The 21,314-nt window shown below is 38.2% G+C and carries 20 protein-coding genes; 6 read left to right on the top strand and 14 right to left on the bottom strand.

Features of this window, described 5'->3' with window-relative positions:
* Positions 1 to 172: 172 nt before the first annotated feature.
* A complete protein-coding gene (gene coaA, locus SAZ04_RS00245) occupies positions 173 to 1,126 on the top strand; it encodes a type I pantothenate kinase (protein ID WP_332689241.1) in 954 nt (317 codons plus the stop codon).
* Positions 1,127 to 1,312: 186 nt separating this feature from the next.
* On the opposite strand, the gene SAZ04_RS00250 is transcribed toward coaA, so the two are convergent.
* Positions 1,313 to 2,440, bottom strand: a complete 1,128-nt coding sequence (locus SAZ04_RS00250) for a D-alanyl-D-alanine carboxypeptidase family protein (RefSeq protein WP_332689909.1) — start codon at positions 2,438 to 2,440, stop codon at positions 1,313 to 1,315.
* Between the two features lie 158 nt (positions 2,441 to 2,598).
* Positions 2,599 to 3,276 (bottom strand): CAP domain-containing protein, encoded by a 678-nt coding sequence (locus SAZ04_RS00255; protein WP_332689243.1) that lies wholly within the window; start codon positions 3,274 to 3,276, stop codon positions 2,599 to 2,601.
* A gap of 418 nt (positions 3,277 to 3,694) precedes the next feature.
* On the opposite strand from SAZ04_RS00255, the gene SAZ04_RS00260 reads away from it, so the two are divergent.
* Complete coding sequence (locus SAZ04_RS00260; protein WP_332689245.1) at positions 3,695 to 4,282, top strand: cell wall hydrolase; 588 nt, start codon at positions 3,695 to 3,697, stop codon at positions 4,280 to 4,282.
* Between the two features lie 165 nt (positions 4,283 to 4,447).
* On the opposite strand, the gene SAZ04_RS00265 is transcribed toward SAZ04_RS00260, so the two are convergent.
* The gene (locus SAZ04_RS00265) at positions 4,448 to 4,834 is read right to left on the bottom strand and encodes a GNAT family N-acetyltransferase (RefSeq protein ID WP_332689912.1); all 387 of its coding nucleotides are present in this window, start codon (positions 4,832 to 4,834) and stop codon (positions 4,448 to 4,450) included.
* 715 nt (positions 4,835 to 5,549) lie between these two features.
* Between SAZ04_RS00265 and SAZ04_RS00270 the strand changes: the two genes are divergently transcribed.
* Positions 5,550 to 8,057, top strand: coding sequence for a CBS domain-containing protein (locus SAZ04_RS00270; protein ID WP_332689246.1), 2,508 nt, complete (start codon positions 5,550 to 5,552; stop codon positions 8,055 to 8,057).
* A gap of 66 nt (positions 8,058 to 8,123) precedes the next feature.
* Here the strand turns inward: SAZ04_RS00270 and SAZ04_RS00275 are convergent, their stop codons facing one another.
* Both SAZ04_RS00275 and SAZ04_RS00280 read right to left on the bottom strand, forming a co-directional pair.
* On the bottom strand, positions 8,124 to 8,867 hold the full coding sequence (locus SAZ04_RS00275) for a FixH family protein (protein ID WP_332689248.1): 744 nt from the start codon (positions 8,865 to 8,867) through the stop codon (positions 8,124 to 8,126).
* A 327-nt stretch (positions 8,868 to 9,194) separates the two neighbouring features.
* Positions 9,195 to 10,409 carry a M20 metallopeptidase family protein gene (locus SAZ04_RS00280; RefSeq protein ID WP_332689250.1) on the bottom strand — a complete coding sequence of 405 codons (1,215 nt, stop codon included), beginning with the start codon at positions 10,407 to 10,409 and terminating at the stop codon, positions 9,195 to 9,197.
* A 442-nt stretch (positions 10,410 to 10,851) separates the two neighbouring features.
* Here SAZ04_RS00280 and SAZ04_RS00285 point away from each other — a divergent pair, with 442 nt between their 5' ends.
* Positions 10,852 to 11,868: an LCP family protein gene (locus tag SAZ04_RS00285; RefSeq protein ID WP_332689252.1), complete on the top strand. Its 1,017-nt coding sequence runs from the start codon at positions 10,852 to 10,854 to the stop codon at positions 11,866 to 11,868.
* A gap of 123 nt (positions 11,869 to 11,991) precedes the next feature.
* On the opposite strand, the gene fabF is transcribed toward SAZ04_RS00285, so the two are convergent.
* Positions 11,992 to 13,233, bottom strand: coding sequence for a beta-ketoacyl-ACP synthase II (gene fabF / locus SAZ04_RS00290; RefSeq protein WP_332689254.1), 1,242 nt, complete (start codon positions 13,231 to 13,233; stop codon positions 11,992 to 11,994).
* Between the two features lie 26 nt (positions 13,234 to 13,259).
* The gene (locus SAZ04_RS00295; protein ID WP_332689256.1) at positions 13,260 to 14,198 is read right to left on the bottom strand and encodes a beta-ketoacyl-ACP synthase III; all 939 of its coding nucleotides are present in this window, start codon (positions 14,196 to 14,198) and stop codon (positions 13,260 to 13,262) included.
* 339 nt (positions 14,199 to 14,537) lie between these two features.
* Here SAZ04_RS00295 and SAZ04_RS00300 point away from each other — a divergent pair, with 339 nt between their 5' ends.
* The gene (locus SAZ04_RS00300; protein ID WP_332689258.1) at positions 14,538 to 14,855 is read left to right on the top strand and encodes a hypothetical protein; all 318 of its coding nucleotides are present in this window, start codon (positions 14,538 to 14,540) and stop codon (positions 14,853 to 14,855) included.
* Between the two features lie 28 nt (positions 14,856 to 14,883).
* Here SAZ04_RS00300 and SAZ04_RS00305 read toward each other — a convergent pair whose 3' ends face one another.
* The 4 genes from SAZ04_RS00305 to SAZ04_RS00320 all read right to left on the bottom strand — a co-directional run bounded on the left by SAZ04_RS00305 (position 14,884) and on the right by SAZ04_RS00320 (position 17,049).
* Positions 14,884 to 15,165 (bottom strand): penicillin-binding protein, encoded by a 282-nt coding sequence (locus SAZ04_RS00305; RefSeq protein WP_332689260.1) that lies wholly within the window; start codon positions 15,163 to 15,165, stop codon positions 14,884 to 14,886.
* Between the two features lie 68 nt (positions 15,166 to 15,233).
* Positions 15,234 to 15,566: a hypothetical protein gene (locus tag SAZ04_RS00310; protein ID WP_332689262.1), complete on the bottom strand. Its 333-nt coding sequence runs from the start codon at positions 15,564 to 15,566 to the stop codon at positions 15,234 to 15,236.
* A gap of 110 nt (positions 15,567 to 15,676) precedes the next feature.
* Positions 15,677 to 15,850, bottom strand: a complete 174-nt coding sequence (locus SAZ04_RS00315; protein ID WP_332689915.1) for a ComZ family protein — start codon at positions 15,848 to 15,850, stop codon at positions 15,677 to 15,679.
* Between the two features lie 236 nt (positions 15,851 to 16,086).
* The gene (locus tag SAZ04_RS00320; RefSeq protein WP_332689265.1) at positions 16,087 to 17,049 is read right to left on the bottom strand and encodes a BMP family ABC transporter substrate-binding protein; all 963 of its coding nucleotides are present in this window, start codon (positions 17,047 to 17,049) and stop codon (positions 16,087 to 16,089) included.
* Positions 17,050 to 17,290: 241 nt separating this feature from the next.
* On the opposite strand from SAZ04_RS00320, the gene SAZ04_RS00325 reads away from it, so the two are divergent.
* Entirely contained in the window at positions 17,291 to 18,883 is a 1,593-nt protein-coding gene (locus tag SAZ04_RS00325; RefSeq protein ID WP_332689269.1) for a peptide chain release factor 3, read from the top strand.
* A gap of 265 nt (positions 18,884 to 19,148) precedes the next feature.
* Here SAZ04_RS00325 and SAZ04_RS00330 read toward each other — a convergent pair whose 3' ends face one another.
* The 3 genes from SAZ04_RS00330 to SAZ04_RS00340 all read right to left on the bottom strand — a co-directional run bounded on the left by SAZ04_RS00330 (position 19,149) and on the right by SAZ04_RS00340 (position 21,300).
* Positions 19,149 to 20,045, bottom strand: coding sequence for an NAD-dependent epimerase/dehydratase family protein (locus SAZ04_RS00330; RefSeq protein WP_332689272.1), 897 nt, complete (start codon positions 20,043 to 20,045; stop codon positions 19,149 to 19,151).
* Positions 20,046 to 20,111: 66 nt separating this feature from the next.
* Entirely contained in the window at positions 20,112 to 20,855 is a 744-nt protein-coding gene (locus tag SAZ04_RS00335; RefSeq protein WP_332689275.1) for an alpha/beta hydrolase, read from the bottom strand.
* Between the two features lie 253 nt (positions 20,856 to 21,108).
* Positions 21,109 to 21,300 (bottom strand): YjzC family protein, encoded by a 192-nt coding sequence (locus SAZ04_RS00340; protein WP_332689278.1) that lies wholly within the window; start codon positions 21,298 to 21,300, stop codon positions 21,109 to 21,111.
* Positions 21,301 to 21,314: the final 14 nt, after the last annotated feature.

Below are 21,314 nucleotides of genomic sequence, written 5' to 3' on the forward strand. Positions count from 1 at the left end.
TTTTCAAGCAATAAGTGTTACTATACAATAAGATAAATTCTTCCGATATTCGTTATATTTAATTTAAACAATGTAGGAGCAATGAGCTGAGCTGCTGGTTTTTGTGTGTGACCACACAGCGTGCAGACCATTGCCTCCTTTTTGGATCACACACCAGAAAAAGGAGAACAACATGGCTACTTTAAACAAGTCTGTCCCATTGTCTGCTTATACTCAATTTAGTCGTGCTGAATGGGCAAAACTATCTAATTCAACAAGTGAAATCCTTTCTGCTACAGAACGCGCAAAGCTAAGTAGTCTTAACGAAACGATTTCAGCAGAAGAAGTTTCTGATATCTATTTACCATTATCACAATTGCTGTATATGCATATGACTCAATCTGTCAAATTACATGAAAATGTAAATCATTTTTTACAGAAAAAAACAAAAAAAGTTCCGTTTGTAATTGGAGTAGCTGGAAGTGTTTCAGTTGGGAAGAGCACAACAGCCAGGCTCATTCAAGCGCTTGTATCTCAATGGCCGAATAACCCTAAAGTTGATTTAGTTACGACTGATGGATTTTTATATCCAAATGCCGTCCTTGAAGAACGCGGTTTAATGAAACGAAAAGGATTTCCTGAAAGTTATGATATTAGCCGTTTGATTCGTTTCCTATATGAACTTAAATCTGGTTACGCTTACATTGAAGCGCCAGTATATTCTCATTTGACGTATGACATTCTGACAGATACAGTTCAGAAAATAACTGAACCAGATGTTGTCATCGTTGAAGGGATTAATGTTTTACAAGTAAATAAAAAGGACCGTCGTATTCCACACGTTTTCGTTTCAGACTTCTTTGATTTCTCAATTTACGTTGATGCTGACGAAGAAAATATTCAATCTTGGTATATTGAACGGTTCAAGTTACTCCGTAATACGGCATTTCAACAATCTGAATCATTTTTTCACCGCTTCCGACAATTATCAGATTCTGAAGCAGTTAATTTCGCAAAAGACATTTGGTCAACGATCAATGGGGTAAATCTAGAAAAGAACATCCGTCCAACGCGCCACAGAGCTGATCTAATCCTAAAAAAAGGTGCAGGACACAAAGTCGAAGAAGTTCACTTGAAAAAGATGTAGAAGAGGCTATGAAAAAAGGTCGTTTTTTGACCTTTTTTCATAGCCTCTAACAATGAGCGAAGCCGCTACTCGGTTTTAATTTTCAAGAGGTATCCTTTTCTCATCTTGAAAACGTGGAGCCATTGCTTCTTTAAATCAGGTCGCTTTTTGACCTTTTTACATTGGCTCGAACAATGAGTGGATCCACTAGTTTACAGGAAACGAGGACCAAAGTTGCGTGATCCACCGCATAAATTTAGAAGAGTCTTCGGTTTTCCTTTCTTCTTCTACTATCGTTTCCTCAACAGTATCAAGAGTACTTTCTACAGGACTTAACAATTCTGATCGAATGATGCGATCATTATCACCTTTAATCCATAAGCGCCCAAGACGGTTAACAGCAATGGAAATGTCTTCATCATATGTTGTTACAAAATATAAATCGTCATCAAGTTCATACCTTGTCCCATTATCTGCTTCAAACATTTTATTACTGAAAAGAACGCTCGTCTGAAAATGGTCGAAACCATACTCGAATAATGTCTTCATATCATGATAAGCATGATCTGCCGAAGGAGCATTCAAAGTTACAGCGATTAATTCCATATCATTCCGCTTAGTAGTTGTCACAAGTGTATAACCTGATTTGTGTACAAACCCATTTTTCACACCAGTCGCACCTTCGTAATCCCATAACATTCGATTATGATTGTAAATCGTCGTTTCCCACTCTTCACCTTTCCACTCCATCTCTTTTGTGCCCACAATTTCACGGAACGTTTCATTTTGCATAGCGTATTGCGTAATTCTAGCCATGTCATAAGCTGTTGTTGTATGGTTCTCATCATATAAACCATGGGGATTTGTAAAATGTGTATTTCTTATTCCAATCTCCTCTTCCATAAATCGGTTCATTTTCTTTGCAAAAAAAAGTTCACTCCCTGCCATATGTTCTGCAATTGCAGTTCCTGCATCATTTCCTGAGTTAATTAATAAACCTTGTACAAGCCTTAATAAACTTACCCTCTCATCTTCTACTAAATAGACTCGAGTCCCAATTACTTCAGTTGCTTTCTTACTTACTGTTACAATATCATCCAGCTCCCCTTCCTCAAGGGCAATAATCGCAGTCACGATCTTGGTTATGCTGGCAGGATACATCATTTTTTCCATATCCTTCTTAAAAAGCACCTCGCCAGTATTTGCATCCATTAGAATGGCTGTCTCACTGTATAATGAAATATCTTCTGCAGCTTCTACTTTTTGAATTCCCGTTACGATGAGAGAAAATAGGATGATAACGATACATTGGATGCTTGTCTTGATTGACGTCATCTTCACAACTTTCCTCCTAGCTCTGTTACTATCATAGGGTATAGTATACCTCACTAATATTACAGCTCGTTAACATCTATATTACAAGACTTTATAAAGTACAAAGGGTAATGCAACCGGTCACTTTCCCGATTGCATCACCCTCTACCTACACTCCATTATCCTTTAAACAATTGAACGAACATCTTGCCGTATGGACCGCCTTCAATAATACCAATTCCAACTTCTTGATAATCTCCATTAAGAATATTGGCACGGTGTCCCTCTGAATTCATTAATTCCTGATGAGCTGCTTCAACAGTCTGATTTCCTGCTAAGTTCTCACCTGCAGTGCGATATTCTACCCCAAACTGAGTCAGCATTTCAAATGGAGAACCGTAAGTCGGCGATTGATGTGCAAAATAATTATTATCAATCATATCTTGAGCCTTTGCTCTAGCAACCTCTGTTAATTCTAAATTTATTGATAGAGGACGTAATCCTTTCTGCTCTCTTTCCTGATTGACTAAATCAATCATTTGTTGCTCCTCTTGAGTTACTCCTTCAACGTTTTGAGACTCTTGTTGTGATGGTACCTGCTGGGTAGAACGGGTTTCTCTTTCGACTGGCACAGCTTTCTCTTCCGTTACAACAGTCTGTTTCGTATCTTGTCCTGATTGATACGATTGATATATTTCATTCATCCATTCTTTCAATTTATCTTGATCCATTTGTTCAAACGTAAAGGTTTGAACTTGAGTTTGCACTTCATTTGAAGAATTAGCTGCATCAACTTGTCCTCCTAAACCTGCTGTTAATGAAGTTGCTAATACCGATGCTATAAGTAGTTTCTTCATGTTTTTCCCTCCTAAGGTAATTCTATCGTGCTTTTGCACAACTAGAATGTAACATGCGAGGATTGAAGGGATCACTGGAAAAAACTAGAGTAATAGGAAAATCAACTTCCTCTGTATTCCACAGTTTTTTGCTTAACTGAACTGTTGTAAATACTATTCACCCTTCATTTTCAGCGGTCTGAGAGATTCATGTATACGATATTATTTTAAGGTTTTCCATTTCCAAATCCCACTGACAATCGCTAATCTTATAGATTTCTCCATATTTCGTTACAGAACTGTAAAAAAGGGGAGCCGTACTTACAGCTCCAAGGTATGATACATAAAAAGAAATGAACTGGAAAAACTTAGCTTCTCCTTCCTATCATTTTTTGTGCTAGTTTAGTAGAGTAGGATTTTCCAAGGAGGGTTTTTTCAAATGAAAAAGTTAATTATTACATTTTGTGCGACTGCATCTCTTTTATTAATCGGTGCTAATGATACGCATGCACAATCAGCTACACATACTGTCGTTTCTGGAGATACATTTTACAAACTTGGACAACAATATGGTGTCCCTGCTGCCGCTATTCAACGAGCAAATAATCAATCATCCTCTAACATAATGGTTGGTGAAAAATTAACAATTCCAGCAACCGTTTCTTCAGCAGATAAAGACTTGCTCGCTCGTCTCGTTCTCGCAGAAGCAGAAGGAGAACCTTATGCAGGAAAGGTTGCCGTTGCAACAGTTGTTCTAAACCGCGTTGATCATAGTGACTTTCCAAATTCTGTACGTGGAGTCGTTGAGGAAGTATCAAATGGGTACTATGCATTCTCACCTGTTCTAGACGGCCGCATTAATCGTGCAGCAGACAGCGAATCGATTCGTGCCGTTAACGATGCTATCACTTTTCGTGGACAAGGTGCTGGCTCATTGTTCTTCTATAACCCAGTAACTGCTACCAACCACTGGAATGCAACACGAACTGAAACCATTCGTATCGGAAATCACGTGTTTGCAAAATAAATAAGAAAAACGGCGCAGCCGTCTTTTCTCAGGAGACTGGACCTTGGTTCAGTCTCTTTTGTGATTTAAATGCATCATCATATAATCTTCATCTATGTATTTTCCATTGACCTTTAACGCTCTTTCTTCAAATCCAAATGTATGGAACCCTAATGATTCATAGAGTTACTTAGCCCGTTCATTTTTTGAAGCGACAACCAATTGCAACTGCTCAATCATTAACTCTCGTGCTGTTCCGATTATATTTAGGAGTAACTTTTTTCCTACCCCCTTCCCTCTCGCTTCTTTTGCTACATATACACTTCCTATAGCTGCTTTATGACTCATTTTTAGTAATTTGGATCGTGTAAGACTTATGATCCCTACTAGGCTTCTATTATGATCAAACATTCCATAATAACTAGTATCTTCTGTCAGCTTTGACTCAAAAAATGCAAGTGGTTGATTGACCTCTTCTTCAAAACTTGCAGCAAAAGCTTCGGGTACTTCCTCCAGGGCTTCTAACCTTACTTGTCGAAACAAATGAACATCCTTTTTTTTAAGCTTTCTCATTTCCACGACCATCACATCCTTTCTTTACCAATAACATCATTCGATTATACCGATTTTTAAGAATACTCAAATAAATACAGGTACTTTCTAACAAAACAATGAATAAAACGATTAAATACGAAAAATCAAACAAATCACCCTTCTGAAAATCATTTACTAGCAGCGTATGAGCGCTATTATCAAACAGAACAGGCTGTAAGACGAGAAGGTAATCGCCTTTATAAATATAACAGCAATTAGTTATATCCATAGCAGAGTTAGATGATTGTAGTAAAGAAATCCTACCACAAGTTAAGATTGTTCAAAAATTTAATCAAGTGCTTAAGTCATTACAAGGTTTCGATGAGTAGCTAATACAAATTACATTTCATTCATTCGTCAAAATTCCCTACAAAACGAAGAACAATTCATGAAATTAGGTCTCACATTGTGTCATGGTAAAAGCCTATCTATTGATTCAATAACCTTTCTCCCCTATGATATGAGAAACAACCAATTGAAGTAAAAGGCCTAATTATAGAAGAAGAAGGATAATATTGCCTACCACATCTCTTATCACCTTATCAATTCCTGTGAAATTTTGGTACACTAAAGGGAGAGAGTTTTAAAAAAAGAGAAGCATTGGTTCCGCTCGAACTAGATGCAAGACACGTCTCATGTCTAAGTTATACAGCTTTGCCAAGTGCTTCTGGGTTATGGGAAAGAGGAACAAATTATGGATGTTATCGTTTCACATGTGAATCTTGATTTTGACGGACTTGCTTCTTTGCTAGCAGCTAAGAAGCTTTACCCAAGTGCAAAGGTAGCTCTTTCAGCTAAACAGCATCCAACGGTGAAATCTTACTTAGCGATTTACCGTGATCAACTTGCCTTTACTTCATATGAAGGTATCAATTGGGGACATGTCACAACCTTAATCCTAGTAGATGTCGCTTCCTTAAAAAGGACAGGCATTCCAACCAACGACTTATCAACGGGTCTAAAAACGATTATTTATGATCACCATACACCTAAAGAAAACGATGTACGAGATGGTGAACGCTACGTGGAACAAGTTGGGGCAACAATAACACTTCTGATGGAGCGGTTAGTAAAAGAGAAAGTTGCTATTACCCCATTTGAAGCGACATTATTTGGCCTTGGCCTTTATACCGATACTGGCAACTTCACTTATAAGCAGACGACATCGAGAGATCTTTTCATTGCTTCTATTCTTAAAGAACGAGAGATGGATGTAACGCTCATCAATCGTTTTTCAGAACAAGCTTTAACAACGGAAGAAAGAAAGTTATTCCAAACTCTCTTAACAAATAGTGAAGAAATCGTTGATAGCGGAATAACGTTATTGATCACAACTCATGAGCAACCTACCTACCAAAATGGACTTGCTACGTTGACACGAAGATTAATGGAATCAACAGATTCTGATGCTGCTCTTTCTATTGTTAAGATGAAAGACCGCGTGTATGTCGTTGCCCGCTCAAGTTCAAATCGGATTGATTTTCGTCCATTAATGAACGAACTAGGCGGAGGCGGACATGCACAAGCTGCGTCTGCAACAATGAAAAAGCAAGAATTAGCTAACGTATTAAATAAAGTTAAACATGTACTAAAGCAGATTATTAAGCCTGCCGTTACAGCAAGTGAGATGATGGCTAAACCTGTGAAATCTGTTTCACCTTATGATTCAATCAATAACGTGCTCGAACAAATGTATCAATATGGACATACTGGATTTCCAGTGTTAGACGAAGACGGATTACTTGTCGGTGTCATTTCAAGACGCGACGTTGATAAAGCTACGCACCATGGCCTTGGGCATGCTCCTGTTAAGGCGTATATGTCTACACAAATCGTCACTTTAGAACCTAGTTCTTCATTAGAAGAGATCCAAACAACCATGATGAAGCATAATATCGGGAGAATTCCTATTGTTTCAAAACAAAACATGCTTGGGATTGTCTCTCGGACAGATGTCATTGAACAATTACATCGTGAGTCAGGCCCTGTAACCGATCTATCCGTCGTCTCGAAAATGCAAGCTCAATTGCCCCCAGCTATTTACAACCTTCTTCATGAAATAGGCGAAATCGCTGATACACATGGGATAAACGTATATTTAATTGGCGGGATCGTTCGTGATTTTTTATTAAACCGTCCAAATGAAGATATTGATTTAGTTGTCGAAGGTGATGGCATAACGTTTTCTAATGCGATTGCTGAACAGTTAGGAGGACAGGTAAAAACCCATGAACAGTTCGGGACAGCCACTTGGACAACTCCAGCAAACATAAAGCTTGATATTGTAACTTGTCGGACTGAATATTATGATGCACCAGCTGCTCTTCCAACGGTTCGTCCTTCAAACATTCGTGAAGACTTACGAAGACGTGATTTCACCATCAATGCGTTAGCATTACAAATAAACAAAAGCGAATTTGGCACACTCCTGGATTTCTTTCAAGGACAAGAGGATATGAATAAAAAGAAGATTCGGATCCTCCATACTCTTAGTTTCATTGAAGATCCTACTCGAATTGTTCGAGCTGTACGCTTCGCCTTGCGCTTTGATTATGAACTTGCCGACCAGACACAGGAACTGGCACTAAACGCATCTTTTTTATTAAATCAAGTAAGTGCGACTCGCTTTCTTAGAGAAATTCAACTATTAATTAAGGAAAAAACGATTTTGCGAGGTGTGAAACTGCTTGATTCATTAAATGTGTGGCATTCTCTTTTTAAAACAAAGCCAACGTTTGAATCATTAATGAAGCTTGAACAAGTACTTGCTCACAATTTCAATGATGCATTCATCGTTATCCTTACGTTAAACTTTGAACAATCCAGTTGGAAAAAGAAAGTAAAACGTTACTCACTAACTACAAAACAGAACCAAATCATTCAACAAATTGAAGCGATGGAAACAGTCCCTATTTCTAGGAATGATCCCATGAGTTCTATTCATAACTGTTTTCATCTGTTTAGAGAGGAAAGCATTCTTTTATATGCCCTTTTAACTCAAAATGGTTTGCTACTTTCTTATGTTAAAAAAAGAGAACAGTTAAAGCCATTATTGACTGGACAAGACCTCCTTGACCAAGGCATCAAACCAGGACCTATATTTTCTGATCTTCTCCATCAATTAACGAGTTTACAATTAGACAATGAAATCGTCAATCGAAAAGAAGCCCTCACTTGGCTTCAAGCTATAAAGAAAGAGTAACTGTAAGTTTAAGAAAAAACAAATGATGAGGCTCTCCTAAAAAAGGTAGCCTCATCTTCTCATTCATTAAAATTCCAATTCAATGTGGAAATGCTCATGTAATTTTTCATCTTGAATATGAACAATGACATAATATGTACCCGAAAATTCATCGATGTTACGTAACTCAAATTCTCCTTCTTCTATCTCATCTAAATCAAGCCATTGACGTTGTTCATCGCCATCTTGCCACATCTCTAGGGTCACGTCCCCCCCAGTGTAAGCTAAACCTTCAACTGCAACCTGGACCACAAGTCGCTCAACACCTTCAATGCTAGTGTTGATGTCTATTTCTGTTCGATGCTCGTGCTCATGATGGTGTCCGTCTTCATGCGAATGATCTTCCTCATCTTGTTCATGTGATTCGACCTCGCCAACTTGTATTTGGGATGTTGGCATACGGTGTAGACCTCTTGCAGTCACGTGCGTCTGCACATGATAATTGCCAGCTTCTTTGAATACATGATCAAGTAGGTAGACATGTCCCTCCTGTTCCTCGGCCTCGATTAACTCACTTTGTTCTTTTTGACCTTCAGGCCAGATTTCATATACAACTTCTCTTGCATCATCAACGAAATCCTCTCCTTGAGTAACTGAACTAGAAAAAGTAATTGTTTCTCCTATTTCAGCTGACTCAGGTACATCTAGTTCTACTTCTATCGGTGTTAGCTCATCAACAAGATCTGCTCCACCTTGTTCTTCCTCAGTTTGTCCACAAGCTGCAACGATCATAATAGTTGCTATCACCGAAATGAACCAATTTATTCTCATGTTTACCACCTCTTCGATTACGAATATACTTTTTTTCATTATGCTTGTCCAATTAACTACCTAGTTCAGTAAAATAATTCTTGCTCTCCTCAGACAATGTTTTTTGTTAGTATTTACGTCTGAAACCATCTTAGCATAAGAATGTGATAAAACGTTGAAGTAACGATTCTTTTAGAACGAACATTACGAATAGTGATAAAACAAAAGGTGTTTTTTTATAAGAAAAAGCCCTCAACAAAGGGCTTACATATCATATTATTTGATATTAAACATCATTGTTTGTGTTGTAGTTTCCAAATTCACCTAGATTGATTATGGCTTCGATTTCTAATCACGTATAGTAAATTCGCCTTTTAAATAACTAATGATTGTATTTGTAAGGATCGCTGTTCCAATTGATAAACAGCCCTCATCTATATCAAAGGTTGGTGTATGAAGATCTCTTGTAACGTCATTGGGAAACGCACAGCCTAGAAAAAACATAGATCCTGGTATCTCTCTTGTCATGTAGCCAAAGTCTTCACCACCCAATCCAAAGGGGGCATTATGGACTTGCAAATTTGGATAGATGTCGTTAATTGTTTTAGAAATCCAACAATTTATTGTCGGATTATTACGTAGGGCAGGTTCTCCATTTTCAATTCGCAATTGATAATTTCCACCAAGATTTCTAACAATCGAAAACGCTTTTTCAAGCTCATCTTCTACTAATTTTCGTACCTCTTCACTGTAACTACGAATTGTACCTTCAATGGCAACTTCTGTAGGTATAATATTACTAGCTGTACCTGCATGAATTTGACCTATACTGACAACTGCTGGTTCAAGTGGCGATACTTTACGAGCAACTATTCCATGAAGGGCTTGCATCACAGGTCCAAGCATCCATATGGGATCTGTTCCTAAATGAGGGTAGGCCCCGTGACCACCTGTACCAAACAATTTCCCTTCAAAGACGTCTACATTGGCCATACTATAACCATCATGTAATTGCACACTACCTACGGGGAGCCATGGACACATATGTAATGCTAAGATGGCGTCCACTCCTTGTAACACTCCTTCTTGAATCATATAAGGAGCCCCAGAAAGACCATACTCATCCGTGCATTCTTCTGCAGGTTGAAAAATAAATTTAACTGTACCATTTAAGTTTTCTTCTTTAAAAGTGTTAGCTATTAGTAGAGCCGTTGCTAATACGATTGCTGGATGCGCATCATGACCACATGCATGCATGACTCCTTTGTTAGTAGAGCAATAATCACTTATATTTTCCTCTTGGATCGGAAGGGCGTCTATATCTGCACGAATAGCAATCGTTGGCCCTTCCCCATTTGTGATTGTCCCAACAACACCCGTATTCGCTACTCCTGTTTGAATTTTAATGCCTTCAATCCGACTCAGCTGTTCTGTAATGTACGTCGCTGTCTGGAATTCTTGAAAACTCAGCTCTGGATTTCTATGAAGATGTCGACGCCATTTGCTTAACTGCCCTGTAAGTTCATTAGCTTTCATAACAACCTTCAGTTTGTTTTCTCTCATTTAAAATCTCCCCCTTATAGATAGTTAAGAGATGTCAGCAATATAAAAGATAAATACTATTTAGTTGGATATATACGAAACGAAACTATGCTTATATGAAAGTGTATGATCACAAACACCGACTCTAAAACAGGGAATATGTAAAATCAACCAACTAAATCCTTTTTAAAACAAACTCCATGTAGCGTGTGGAGCCATTGCACCCACTTTTTGGACACGCTCTAATAGAAGTTGTTCAAATAAGTACAAAACCGTCGTTTTCACCCTTTATCTTTCGCCATACCCCTTTTTCCTTAACTATTTCTATTTTTTATTCATGAAAATGATTTATCCAACGAATAATATTACTATGTTTTAGTTTGAAACCAAGTGAAGACTTTCTATGCTTAATGTTAATCATATGTCATATTAAACGATATGTAGGAACGTAAGGAGGCTCCATATGTCTATCCGTAACAAAGCAAAGAGGCGTAAACAAAAGAGACTGCACAGAACGATTCTCGCGATAAGTTTGATCGTTTTTCCGATTTTTTTTGGAGCAATTGGAAGGTATGTATACATCGAATATAAAGCAGGAAAAGCCGAAACCCAGCAGCAAATCTCAAACAAATCTCCTGTCCTTGTCAAAGAAAGCTCAAATTCAACGGTAATAAAGGCAAAAGAGCCAGAAAATAATCAACCCATTAATGTCCTTTTAGTTGGAGTGGACACGTCAAATGATCGGTTAGCCAGAACTGACACGATTATGATTGGACAATACAATCCTCTTAATGGAGAAGCTCGGCTTGCTTCAATCATGCGTGATTCTTATGTAGAAATTCCAGGACGTTCAAATAATAAGATAAATGCGGCATTTGCTTTTGGTGGAGTCGAATTGCTTCAAAAAACGATTGAACACAATTTTGACCTTGATATTCATTATTACGCACTAGTTAATTATGCTGGTTTTATTAGTACAGTAGATACAATTGTCCCAAACGGCCTTCCTGTCACAATTGACCGGCCTATGTACGATCAAAGCAATCAAATTGATTTTCAGCCAGGAAATCATCGGTTACATGGTGAGGATGCTTTGAAATATGTCCGATTTAGAAAAGACATTGAAAATGACTTTGGACGCGTAAGGCGTCAACAAGAAACGCTCAAACTCCTTAAAGATGAACTATTTACCCTTTCAGGCATGTCAAAAATACCAAAATTAATCGGGACACTTGAACCCCATCTTGAGACGAACATACGCACATCTAAAATGCTAAGTCTTGGTCGAGATCTAGTGTTAAATCCAATCGACGGAATAGAAACGATTCGAATTCCAGTGGAAGGAAGCTTTCAAGACGCCTATTATCATCATGCAGGAGCTGTTTTAGAAATGGAGTTGGATAGCAATCGTCAAGCAATCAAAGACATTTTCAATAGTCGTACAAGCGAAGTTGGAAGTAGTGAAGACGAACATATATAGGAGGTTGTTCAAAAAAGGAAAAAACGTCTTTTTTTGATAAGTCTCTATAAGAAAAGACTGACAATACCAAGCTGTGTTCTCCCTAGAAGGTAGGGACAATACTTGGTATGTCAGCCTTTTTGCTTATTCCGTGTATTCCTTAAAAATTAATGTTGCGTTATGTCCACCAAAACCAAGTGAATTACTTAATACGGCTCTTACTTGTTGCTTACGAGCTTCGTTTGGAACATAATCAAGATCACAATCAGGATCTGGAGTCTCATAATTAATGGTTGGAGGAATGATTCCTTCTTTTATTGCCTGAATCGAAAGAATCGCTTCAACAGCACCAGCTGCTCCAAGAAGATGACCAGTCATTGATTTAGTTGAGCTAATGGCTAATTTATAAGCGTGATCCCCAAAGACTGTCTTCGCTGCCATTGTTTCAAATTTATCATTATATGGTGTACTTGTACCATGAGCGTTCATATAATCAATGTCTTCAGGCTTTAATCCCGCATCATCGATAGCTTGCTTCATTGCACGAGCGCCGCCTTCACCTTCAGGTGCTGGTGCTGTTACATGGTGTGCATCACCCGTTGCGCCATATCCGACAATCTCAGCATAAATCGTTGCTCCACGTTTTTGTGCTGAATCGAGACTTTCGAGGATCAAAATCCCCGCACCTTCACCCATGACAAAACCATCGCGATTTGCATCAAAAGGCCTTGAAGCGGTTGTTGGATCTTCACTTGTTGAAACAGCTTTAGCTGAACAGAAACCTGCAACCGCCATGTTCGTAATTGGTGCTTCAGATCCTCCCGTAATCATCACATCTGCATCACTACGTTGAATGACTTTAAACGCATCTCCAATCGAATTTGTCCCAGATGCACAAGCCGTAACCGTACAAGAATTAATTCCCTTTGCTCCTGTTATAATGGATACTTGGCCAGAAGCCATATCGGGTATCATCATCGGAACAAAAAATGGGCTAACTCGACGGTGCCCTTTTTCAAGAAATTGGCGGAAATTCTGTTCATACGTTTCCATGCCACCAATACCTGATCCGATCCATACCCCCACACGTGAAGCAATGTCTTCTGTAATTTCTAGATTAGCATCTTCTAAAGCCATTAATGATGAAGCGACAGCAAACTGAGTGAACCGATCCATTTTTCTTGTTTCTTTCTTATCTATAAATGCAGCTGGATCAAAATCACGAATTTCAGCCGCCACCTTCATCGGAAATTCATCAGCCGACACCCTTGTTAAAGGACCTACTCCAGATTTTCCTTGAATCGCATTATTCCATGTAGTTGTCACATCTAAACCAAGCGGAGTGACAGCTCCCATACCTGTTATTACGACACGTCTTTTTTCCACATTACTTCTCTCCTTTGCGTTAATGGTTATTTCCCCCATCTAAGTGCAACAGAGCCCCACACAAGACCCGCTCCAAAACCAACTAAAACTAAAACATCTCCATCTTTAATTTTACCACTTTTTAATTCATCTACCATAGCCATTGGGATAGAGGCTGATGACGTGTTCCCATATTTATGAACTGTTTTAGACATCTTCTCCTGAGGAAGATCTAGACGTTCTCTTGCTGCTTCCATAATCCGAATATTCGCTTGGTGAGGAACAAGAAAATCACAGTCCTCTTTTGTTAAACCAGCTTTTTCGAGTACTCGTAACGAAGAGTCACCCATTTGACGAACAGCAAATTTAAACACTTCACGACCATTCATCTGTAAATACTGTCCTTGTTGGTTAATATGCATCGCACCCGTTCCATCAGCACCTAGCTCAAATGCCAATATACCTTTGTCTGCAGCTACTGGACCAACGACTGCTGCACCCGCACCATCGCCAAATAATACAGCTGTATTACGATCAGTAAAATCAGTTATTTTAGATAACTTTTCCACCCCGACAACAAGAATGTTCTTATATGCGCCATTTTCAATAAATTGTTGTGCGGTAGCTAAACCATAAATGAATCCAGCGCATGCCGCACTAATATCCATTGCAGCTGCTTTCTTTGCCCCAAGGCGATGTTGAATTAAAGTGGAGACAGTCGGAAAGGCCATGTCTGGTGTAACGGTTGCAACCAAGATCAAATCAATATCCTCTGCCGAAATCTCCGCATGTTCCAAAGCATCCGTTGCTGCCAAATAAGCCATATCCGAAGAATCAACCCCACTCGGAGCAAAGCGTCTTTCTTCAATTCCAGTTCTCGTTCTGATCCATTCATCATTTGTATCTATTTTCTTTTCAAAGTCAGCATTTGTGACAAGCTCTTCTCCAATATAGCTTCCCATCCCTAATATTCCTGCTTTTGTCATCGTTTCATTCCCCTTTCGCGATAAGCACACGATTCTTTGGGTTATTATTAGAGGTTGTTCAAAAAGGCGCGATTTTCCCCTCTTTGAACAACCTCTAAGCAATGAGTGGAGCCGCTGCTTGGTTTTAAAGCCTATTCTAAGTGGGTTTCTCAGAATGGGTGAGCACCGTCCGGATCCATTGCAACCACATTTTGAACAGGCTCTATTAGTACCTGATACTAATTTTAACGTATTTAATTAGTTCTGTCTACACGAACGCTTTATTTATGTATCTGCCTATACACAGTGTTACGTTCCTATCCATACAATATTTAAGAGCACTCTATAGGAGGGAAGAACATGAAAGATGAGCAAAATCAGCAACCAGATTTTTTTACTGAATTAATGTTCGGAAAACGCCCAACCCAAACCGATCAATCTGCAACGACAGAACAAACAGAGTCCATTCAAGAAACGAGTGAAGAACAGGCACAAAATGAATACGCAAGTGACCAACATTCGACTGCTCAAACCGATCAGCTCGCTAACATTATGGCACTTGTTCAATCACTTAGTCCTTATCTTGTTAAACTTGCACCACTTGCTAGTAAGGTTACTGATTATTTTACCCAAGAAAACAAAGAAGAGACATCAAAAAAGAAGAACGCTGACGAATAACGTTAGCGTTCTTTTCTCTGTTTTATTGTTACCATTTATAATATGGTTGTTGATAGCCATAATTCGGACCAAATTGAGGTCCATAACTAGGCCCATACTGCGGGCCAAATCCCGGTCCATATTGAGGTCCATAATTCGGACCATAGTTTGGTCCGTAGTTTGGTCCATAATTCGGACGACCGTATCCACCACCAAAGATGAATGGACTTACCGCTAACCCTGCTAAAAATGGAAGTACCGGAAAAAATCGTTGATTCCCGCCATGATGATGTGTATTTCTCATCATCGGTTGATAAGAATAATAGTTCATTCATAGTCAGCTCCTTCCCATAGGTTTATATCATCCTATGAGATGTTGTCTGCTTTTGAGCTTGTCAATTATGATGAATGCCCTTCTTCCTTCTGCAATTCCTCCATTAGGTTGTTGAAAAAGCCATCTAACTGCTGTTTCAGCTTTCTTTCTTCCTCATTTTTGGGCTCCATTTCTTTTACTTCGGCATATGTTTGCATGAATCCTTCTAATTCACCAGTACGTATTTGAGCAATGCTGTAAGTAGAAAAAAGACGAATGTGTGGAGCTCCACTTTTTCTCATTAACTCTATGAAAGGTTGTAACTTCTTTATTGCTTCGTCATCTCGTTTTTCTTTCACTAACTGAAAGCCTTCTTTCATTTCTTTTGCAAAAGCTATTAACTTCTCGTTTTTCTCCATACAATCTCCTCCTTCAAAAATGTAAAAAAACCTGACTAAACTTTCATACATAACAAAAGCTCGTCCGAGACTATCTCGATTCGAGCTACCTTTAGTTCTTTTAATTCAATTTATTCTTCTGAAGTATGATTTTTACCTAACTCATAAGCCTCTGACATCACATTTAATAGTAATTCTAACATTGGTTGTAAATCTTCCATATTCAATTCAATTCCTTTGTCATCTAGCAACTTCTTTCCTTCTGGAAGGTGCTTCATAGCAATTTGCATAAACTTCATATTCATTTCAGGGTTATTCACAGTCATCCACCTCTATTTTCATTCTTTCTTCATCCTATGTTCAAAAAAGAGAACTATTATAACCACTAGTTCCTTATGCTTTACAAACAGAGCGGCACAGAAGTTTTCCTTTATGCCTTCTGTAGGTTATAGCATGTGCAAATATGATTTGAAAGTTATGATTCTCGTACCTTTTGAACTTCTTCTTACAATACTATGACAACCAATTGAACGCAAGCCAACTACTTTATAGGCTCTTTTGGCAACTCACCTGTTTCTATATAATTTCTTATCGCTTCTTCAACTTGTAATTGGATGCCTTCTGGAACTTTCGAACTGAAGTCCCCTAATGATATAACTCCATCTTGAAAATCAAAACGCAAATTACCAGGTCCTAATTCGTTCTTGTTGAACTGTTCTGCAACTAATTCATATAAATAATCAACATGCTGAACAGTACTTGTTAATACTGTTGACTCGCCTAAATCTGATTGATCCCCGACAAAACCAATGACATACAATCCTTCTTTTCTTATTTGTTCGATAAGATCAAGATGATAGCCATCACCTGCTGGGTAAAATACATCTACTCCAGTTCGTTTCAAATCATCGAAATACGTTAATGCAACGTCACTATTCGTCCATCCTTCAACGAACTTCAGATGAACATTTGTCTTTAACCCACTAAGAGAGGCTCCATCATGAAACCCTTCAACCTCTGGTTGCCAATTATGTGCTGCGATCACACCAACATCCCCAGTCTCTGTCATCGCAGCTGCAACCATGCCTGCAAAGTATCCCATCGCATAACTATCAAAATGAAGACTCGTTACATTATCACCTTGAACTTCTCCATTAAAACTAACGAAATGAATATCTGGATATGTTGTCCCGAGTTCCGTAAAGAGATCAGCAAAGAAACGTCCATGACCAAAAATAAGATTCACATCATCTGTTACAAAGCTTTCTACAGCTTTTCTCACTTTTTCTTCTGTATTGATGTTCTCCTTGAATACAACATCGACATTAAGATTAGAATGAATGTTTAATAAGCCTTGATATCCTTTGCTATTCCATCCTTGGTCATCAATTGTATCCTCGAGTAACAATCCAACTCTATTAATTGTAGAGGGGGTACTACTACTATTAGAACATCCTATAAGTTGAATTAGTAACAACAACAGTAAAAATCGTTGAATAAACATGTTGACACTCTCCCTGTTATGTTTGCTCCCTTAATATAACATAATCTGCTATATTTCATCGTTATACGATTGATTTATGAGTCCTAATTATTCGTTAATCGTATATTCAAATCCTTTACGACTTGCTTTTTGATATGAACTTGTAATATGATTGTAATCTTTTTTGTCGGAAAGGTGAAACATTTGAGCAACACTGTTATAATGAACCAAGACAATTTTGAAGTAGAAGCGAGGAACATTTATGGATTATACGAAAGCGGTCCAAACGCGCCGCACATTTGCAATTATTTCGCATCCGGATGCGGGGAAAACAACACTAACGGAGAAACTTCTTTTATTTGGAGGAGCCATCCGTGAAGCTGGTTCAGTTAAGGGTAAGAAAACATCTAAACACGCTATGAGTGATTGGATGGAAATTGAAAAACAACGTGGAATTTCAGTTACTAGTTCCGTGCTTGAATTTCTGTACGGTGGGTATCATGTGAACATTTTGGATACACCAGGGCATGAAGATTTTAGCGAAGATACATATCGTACGTTAACTGCAGCAGACTCTGCAACGATGCTTATTGACGCAGCTAAAGGGGTTGAAGCGCAAACAAAGAAATTATTTAAAGTTTGTAAAATGCGCGGCATTCCTATTTTTACATTTATGAATAAGTTAGACCGTCAAGGACGTGATCCATTCGAATTGATGGAAGAACTTGAAAATTTACTGGGAATAAGATCTTATCCGATGGGCTGGCCTATTGGCATGGGGCAATCTTTTTCTGGTGTATACGATCGTCATAATAAAAAACTCGAATTGTACAATCCAGAAAACCCTAAAGAAATCGATGTTATTCAACTTGAAGGTCCAGATGACCCAAAACTAGATGAAGCGATCGGTGATGAAGGTCTAGTCGCACAGTTTCGAGAAGAAATTGAATTATTAGACGTTGCCGGCGATGAGTTTGACCAAGAACTTATTGCAAAAGGGGAAATTACACCGATTTTCTTTGGAAGTGCGATTTCAAGTTTCGGTGTTCAAACATTTTTAGAGCATTTTCTAACGCTTTCACCTTCCCCTACACCAAGGGAAAGTACGAATGGTTTGATTGACCCGTTAGAACATCAATCATTCTCTGGTTTTATCTTTAAAATTCAAGCAAATATGAACCCGGCTCACCGCGATCGGATTGCCTTTTTACGAATTACTTCAGGAAAGTTTGAGCGTGGAATGTCCGTTAAACACGTTCGAATCGGGAAAAATCTTAAGCTCTCGCAACCAACACAATTTTTGGCTCAAAGCCGTAGCATTGTTGACGAAGCCTATGCAGGAGACATTATTGGATTATTTGACCCAGGTACATTCCGAATAGGAGATACGCTTGTTGAAGGTGATCAGTTTGAATTTGCTGAAATGCCACACTTCTCTCCTGAATTTTTTAGTGCAATTACGGTTAAAGAAGCCTTAAAACACAAATCGTTTGAAAAAGGATTACAGCAATTAACGGAAGAAGGAGCAATCCAGTTATTTAAAACTTATAATCGTTTTACTGAGCAGCAAATAGTAGGAGTTGTAGGTGTTCTTCAATTTGAAGTTTTAGAATATCGCCTAAAGCATGAGTATCATGTCGATATTCAACTTGAACGTCTTCCATTTTCGTTTGCACGTTGGGCAGCTGGTCCACCAGAAGCAATGGATGCATTCAAGAAAACACAACGCAATCTTGTTACGGATAGAGACGGTAGAACCGTTGTTCTTTTCGAAAATGAATTCCAAATGCGAACAGCGCTTGATAAGTACCCTGAAATGAAGTTTTATGAGAATTCGTTCATAAAAGAAACGTAAAATGAGATTACTAATATAAATCGACTCTGCTACTATAACATCATTTTTAAAACAATTATTCAAATTAAAAGAGGATGACTGCACATAGTCATCCTCTTTTTTGATACATGAATTCAACAATTCCCCCAAAGACTAGGGCTATTACTACACTCAATCCCTCTCCAAGATTAAACAGCTCATGGAGAAAGAAATAGGAAAGAATGGTTACGAAGGCAAATATCAAAATCCCTATTATTGCTCTTTTTATTTGCACTAGTTCACTTCCTTATGACAACCGTTGTTGATTCTGCCATTGTTTCACATGTTCACGTTGTTTGGCAAGTCCTTTGTCAAGCGGAGTTTTCGGACGAAAGCCGAGCAGTGAATTTGATTTATCAGAACTTAGTGTCGTTTTTATTTTACTCACTTTTTTTATTTCTCGGCATCCTAAAAAACGAATCCCTTCATACCATGCGTCTTCTTGCCCTGAAGTAAGATGGAAGATTTCGTTCTTTTGTTTTATGTTTGCTGCTAATAAAAACGCATCGATACAATCATCCACATAAAGAACATCTAATGTGGAACGATCTATCTCAGGATTTTTCTTTCCAAGGATAATTTGCTGATACGTCATATCGCTTCTTTGCCACGGACCATAAATAGTCGGTAATCGTAAAATAGTATAAGTGATGCCACGTTCTGAGCATTCCTTTTGAATGAGCCTCTCACTTGCTAATTTCGTTATGCCATATGCGGAAGTAGGATTCGTTGGTGTACGTTCTGTAATCAATCCAGGACGCTCCCCATATACTTCTACTGTAGAAGCATATATAAAGCTGGCATGATCGGGTATTGCCTTCACTAATTTTTTGGTCAGATTCACATTATTCTCAATTACCTTTACAAGCTTAGACCATTTGCTATCAGAAGACGTAGTAGCAGCTAAATGGTAAATCATATCAACATCTTTTAATACAGTTGCTAAATCAATATTTTTAACTTTTTCATTTAGTAATGTAGCTAAATCATTGCGCCCCATTCTCATCCACATTTCTTCTTGCACTTCTTTTTTTTCATCAGTTATTTCATCAACAACGATTACTTCAATTCCTTCTAATAAAAGGCGTTGTACTAAGTGAAACCCGACAAACCCTAACCCCCCTGTGACAAATGCTTTTTTCATATGCATCTCACCCCTATACTTTCAACTTATGTAAAAAGCCTTCTCTTATGTCAAAGAAGAGACAGGCTATAGGAATTCCTCGTACTTTTTATAAAAAGGGAACGCAGACTGCGCTGCCTTATAAAAAGATTTATTGTTGCCATGGATTCGCAGATTAACAATAATCTCTCTATCAGCCAATTGTTTTTGAAACGGACGGCTTTGCGACTGTAGAGGAAAGTGCTTTTCTTGCATATGACAATGTATCGATAACGGTGGAACATACCCTTTGTGTAGTTCTGGTGTAATTGTTTTTATCATGTCACGGTTTATTTCTTTATGGTCAAGCTTATAAGCTTCTCCAATTTCTTTTATAAATCGTTTAAAGTACAGCTTATTCTCTTTTTCCTGTTCATAGTACGTTTCTAGAGAAAAACAAGGGTTCACAAAGTAGCAGGACCGAATTAGGTCAGAATATACATTTAACCAGCGAATCGCAAGTAGTGCCCCGCTTCCTTCTGCAAAAAGATGAATTTTTTTATTTAAAATTTCTTTTTTTAAGACTAGATGATAAAGTTGTTCTATTAATTGAAAAGCTTTCGTACTTCCCCAATTCCGATCAAAGAGAGAGGATGCAACAACCGTATAACCTCGACAGAGCAAATCATTTATAAATTGGTTTTTCTCAGGATGGTGTTCCCAGTCACTTGTTTTCGCTTCGACTAGCATCCCGTTATTTCCAAGTAAAAATACAGCAAAACCATTCGGACGTTTTGGAAGATAGATGACGTTCCACTGTTCTTCTATGCGAATAAAACGAGCATGCACCATTGCTTTACGTCTCTCCCATCATTTCAAATGTAGTAGTATTATCTTTACTACGTTATGCCAAGAGATGAAAAAACGGAAGCAAAAGTACACATGAAATAAGAAAAACCGTCAAGCTGTCTTTTCTTATTTGAGTAGGCTTTCAAACTTCTTTGAATTCGCTCAAATTTTATACTTATCTATAAAAAAACCTCTCTCACTTTCTTTATGTGCATTCATAAGAAAGTGCAAGAGAGGTTTATAATGGTGCACTGGGTTATAGTCCAGCTTTAGGCTTTGGTTTTGGTGTCCATTTACGATTTTGATTTTGTGTATGTGGGAACGTATCTCCCGCTTCCATCTGTAGTGACTTTGGATTTTGTACCATATCACCTGTTTCACCTATTTCAACATAAATTCCGTTATTTGGTGCCTTCTGACCTGGTTCAAACTGTCGATTTTGTCCCATGTTTTTTCCCTCCT

The organism is Halalkalibacter lacteus (assembly GCF_036663595.1).
Classification (GTDB): Bacteria; Bacillota; Bacilli; order Bacillales; family Bacillaceae_D; genus Halalkalibacter; species Halalkalibacter lacteus.

Bases quoted from the DNA above. Each gene is read 5' to 3' on its own strand.
- coaA (WP_332689241.1), top strand. From the start codon at position 173: ATGGCTACTTTAAACAAGTCTGTCCCATTGTCTGCTTATACTCAATTT.
- SAZ04_RS00250 (WP_332689909.1), bottom strand. From the start codon at position 2,440: ATGACGTCAATCAAGACAAGCATCCAATGTATCGTTATCATCCTATTT.
- SAZ04_RS00255 (WP_332689243.1), bottom strand. From the start codon at position 3,276: ATGAAGAAACTACTTATAGCATCGGTATTAGCAACTTCATTAACAGCA.
- SAZ04_RS00260 (WP_332689245.1), top strand. From the start codon at position 3,695: ATGAAAAAGTTAATTATTACATTTTGTGCGACTGCATCTCTTTTATTA.
- SAZ04_RS00265 (WP_332689912.1), bottom strand. From the start codon at position 4,834: ATGAGAAAGCTTAAAAAAAAGGATGTTCATTTGTTTCGACAAGTAAGG.
- SAZ04_RS00270 (WP_332689246.1), top strand. From the start codon at position 5,550: ATGGATGTTATCGTTTCACATGTGAATCTTGATTTTGACGGACTTGCT.
- SAZ04_RS00275 (WP_332689248.1), bottom strand. From the start codon at position 8,867: ATGAGAATAAATTGGTTCATTTCGGTGATAGCAACTATTATGATCGTT.
- SAZ04_RS00280 (WP_332689250.1), bottom strand. From the start codon at position 10,409: ATGAGAGAAAACAAACTGAAGGTTGTTATGAAAGCTAATGAACTTACA.
- SAZ04_RS00285 (WP_332689252.1), top strand. From the start codon at position 10,852: ATGTCTATCCGTAACAAAGCAAAGAGGCGTAAACAAAAGAGACTGCAC.
- SAZ04_RS00295 (WP_332689256.1), bottom strand. From the start codon at position 14,198: ATGACAAAAGCAGGAATATTAGGGATGGGAAGCTATATTGGAGAAGAG.
- SAZ04_RS00300 (WP_332689258.1), top strand. From the start codon at position 14,538: ATGAAAGATGAGCAAAATCAGCAACCAGATTTTTTTACTGAATTAATG.
- SAZ04_RS00305 (WP_332689260.1), bottom strand. From the start codon at position 15,165: ATGAACTATTATTCTTATCAACCGATGATGAGAAATACACATCATCAT.
- SAZ04_RS00310 (WP_332689262.1), bottom strand. From the start codon at position 15,566: ATGGAGAAAAACGAGAAGTTAATAGCTTTTGCAAAAGAAATGAAAGAA.
- SAZ04_RS00315 (WP_332689915.1), bottom strand. From the start codon at position 15,850: ATGAATATGAAGTTTATGCAAATTGCTATGAAGCACCTTCCAGAAGGA.
- SAZ04_RS00320 (WP_332689265.1), bottom strand. From the start codon at position 17,049: ATGTTTATTCAACGATTTTTACTGTTGTTGTTACTAATTCAACTTATA.
- SAZ04_RS00325 (WP_332689269.1), top strand. From the start codon at position 17,291: ATGGATTATACGAAAGCGGTCCAAACGCGCCGCACATTTGCAATTATT.
- SAZ04_RS00330 (WP_332689272.1), bottom strand. From the start codon at position 20,045: ATGAAAAAAGCATTTGTCACAGGGGGGTTAGGGTTTGTCGGGTTTCAC.
- SAZ04_RS00335 (WP_332689275.1), bottom strand. From the start codon at position 20,855: ATGGTGCATGCTCGTTTTATTCGCATAGAAGAACAGTGGAACGTCATC.
- SAZ04_RS00340 (WP_332689278.1), bottom strand. From the start codon at position 21,300: ATGGGACAAAATCGACAGTTTGAACCAGGTCAGAAGGCACCAAATAAC.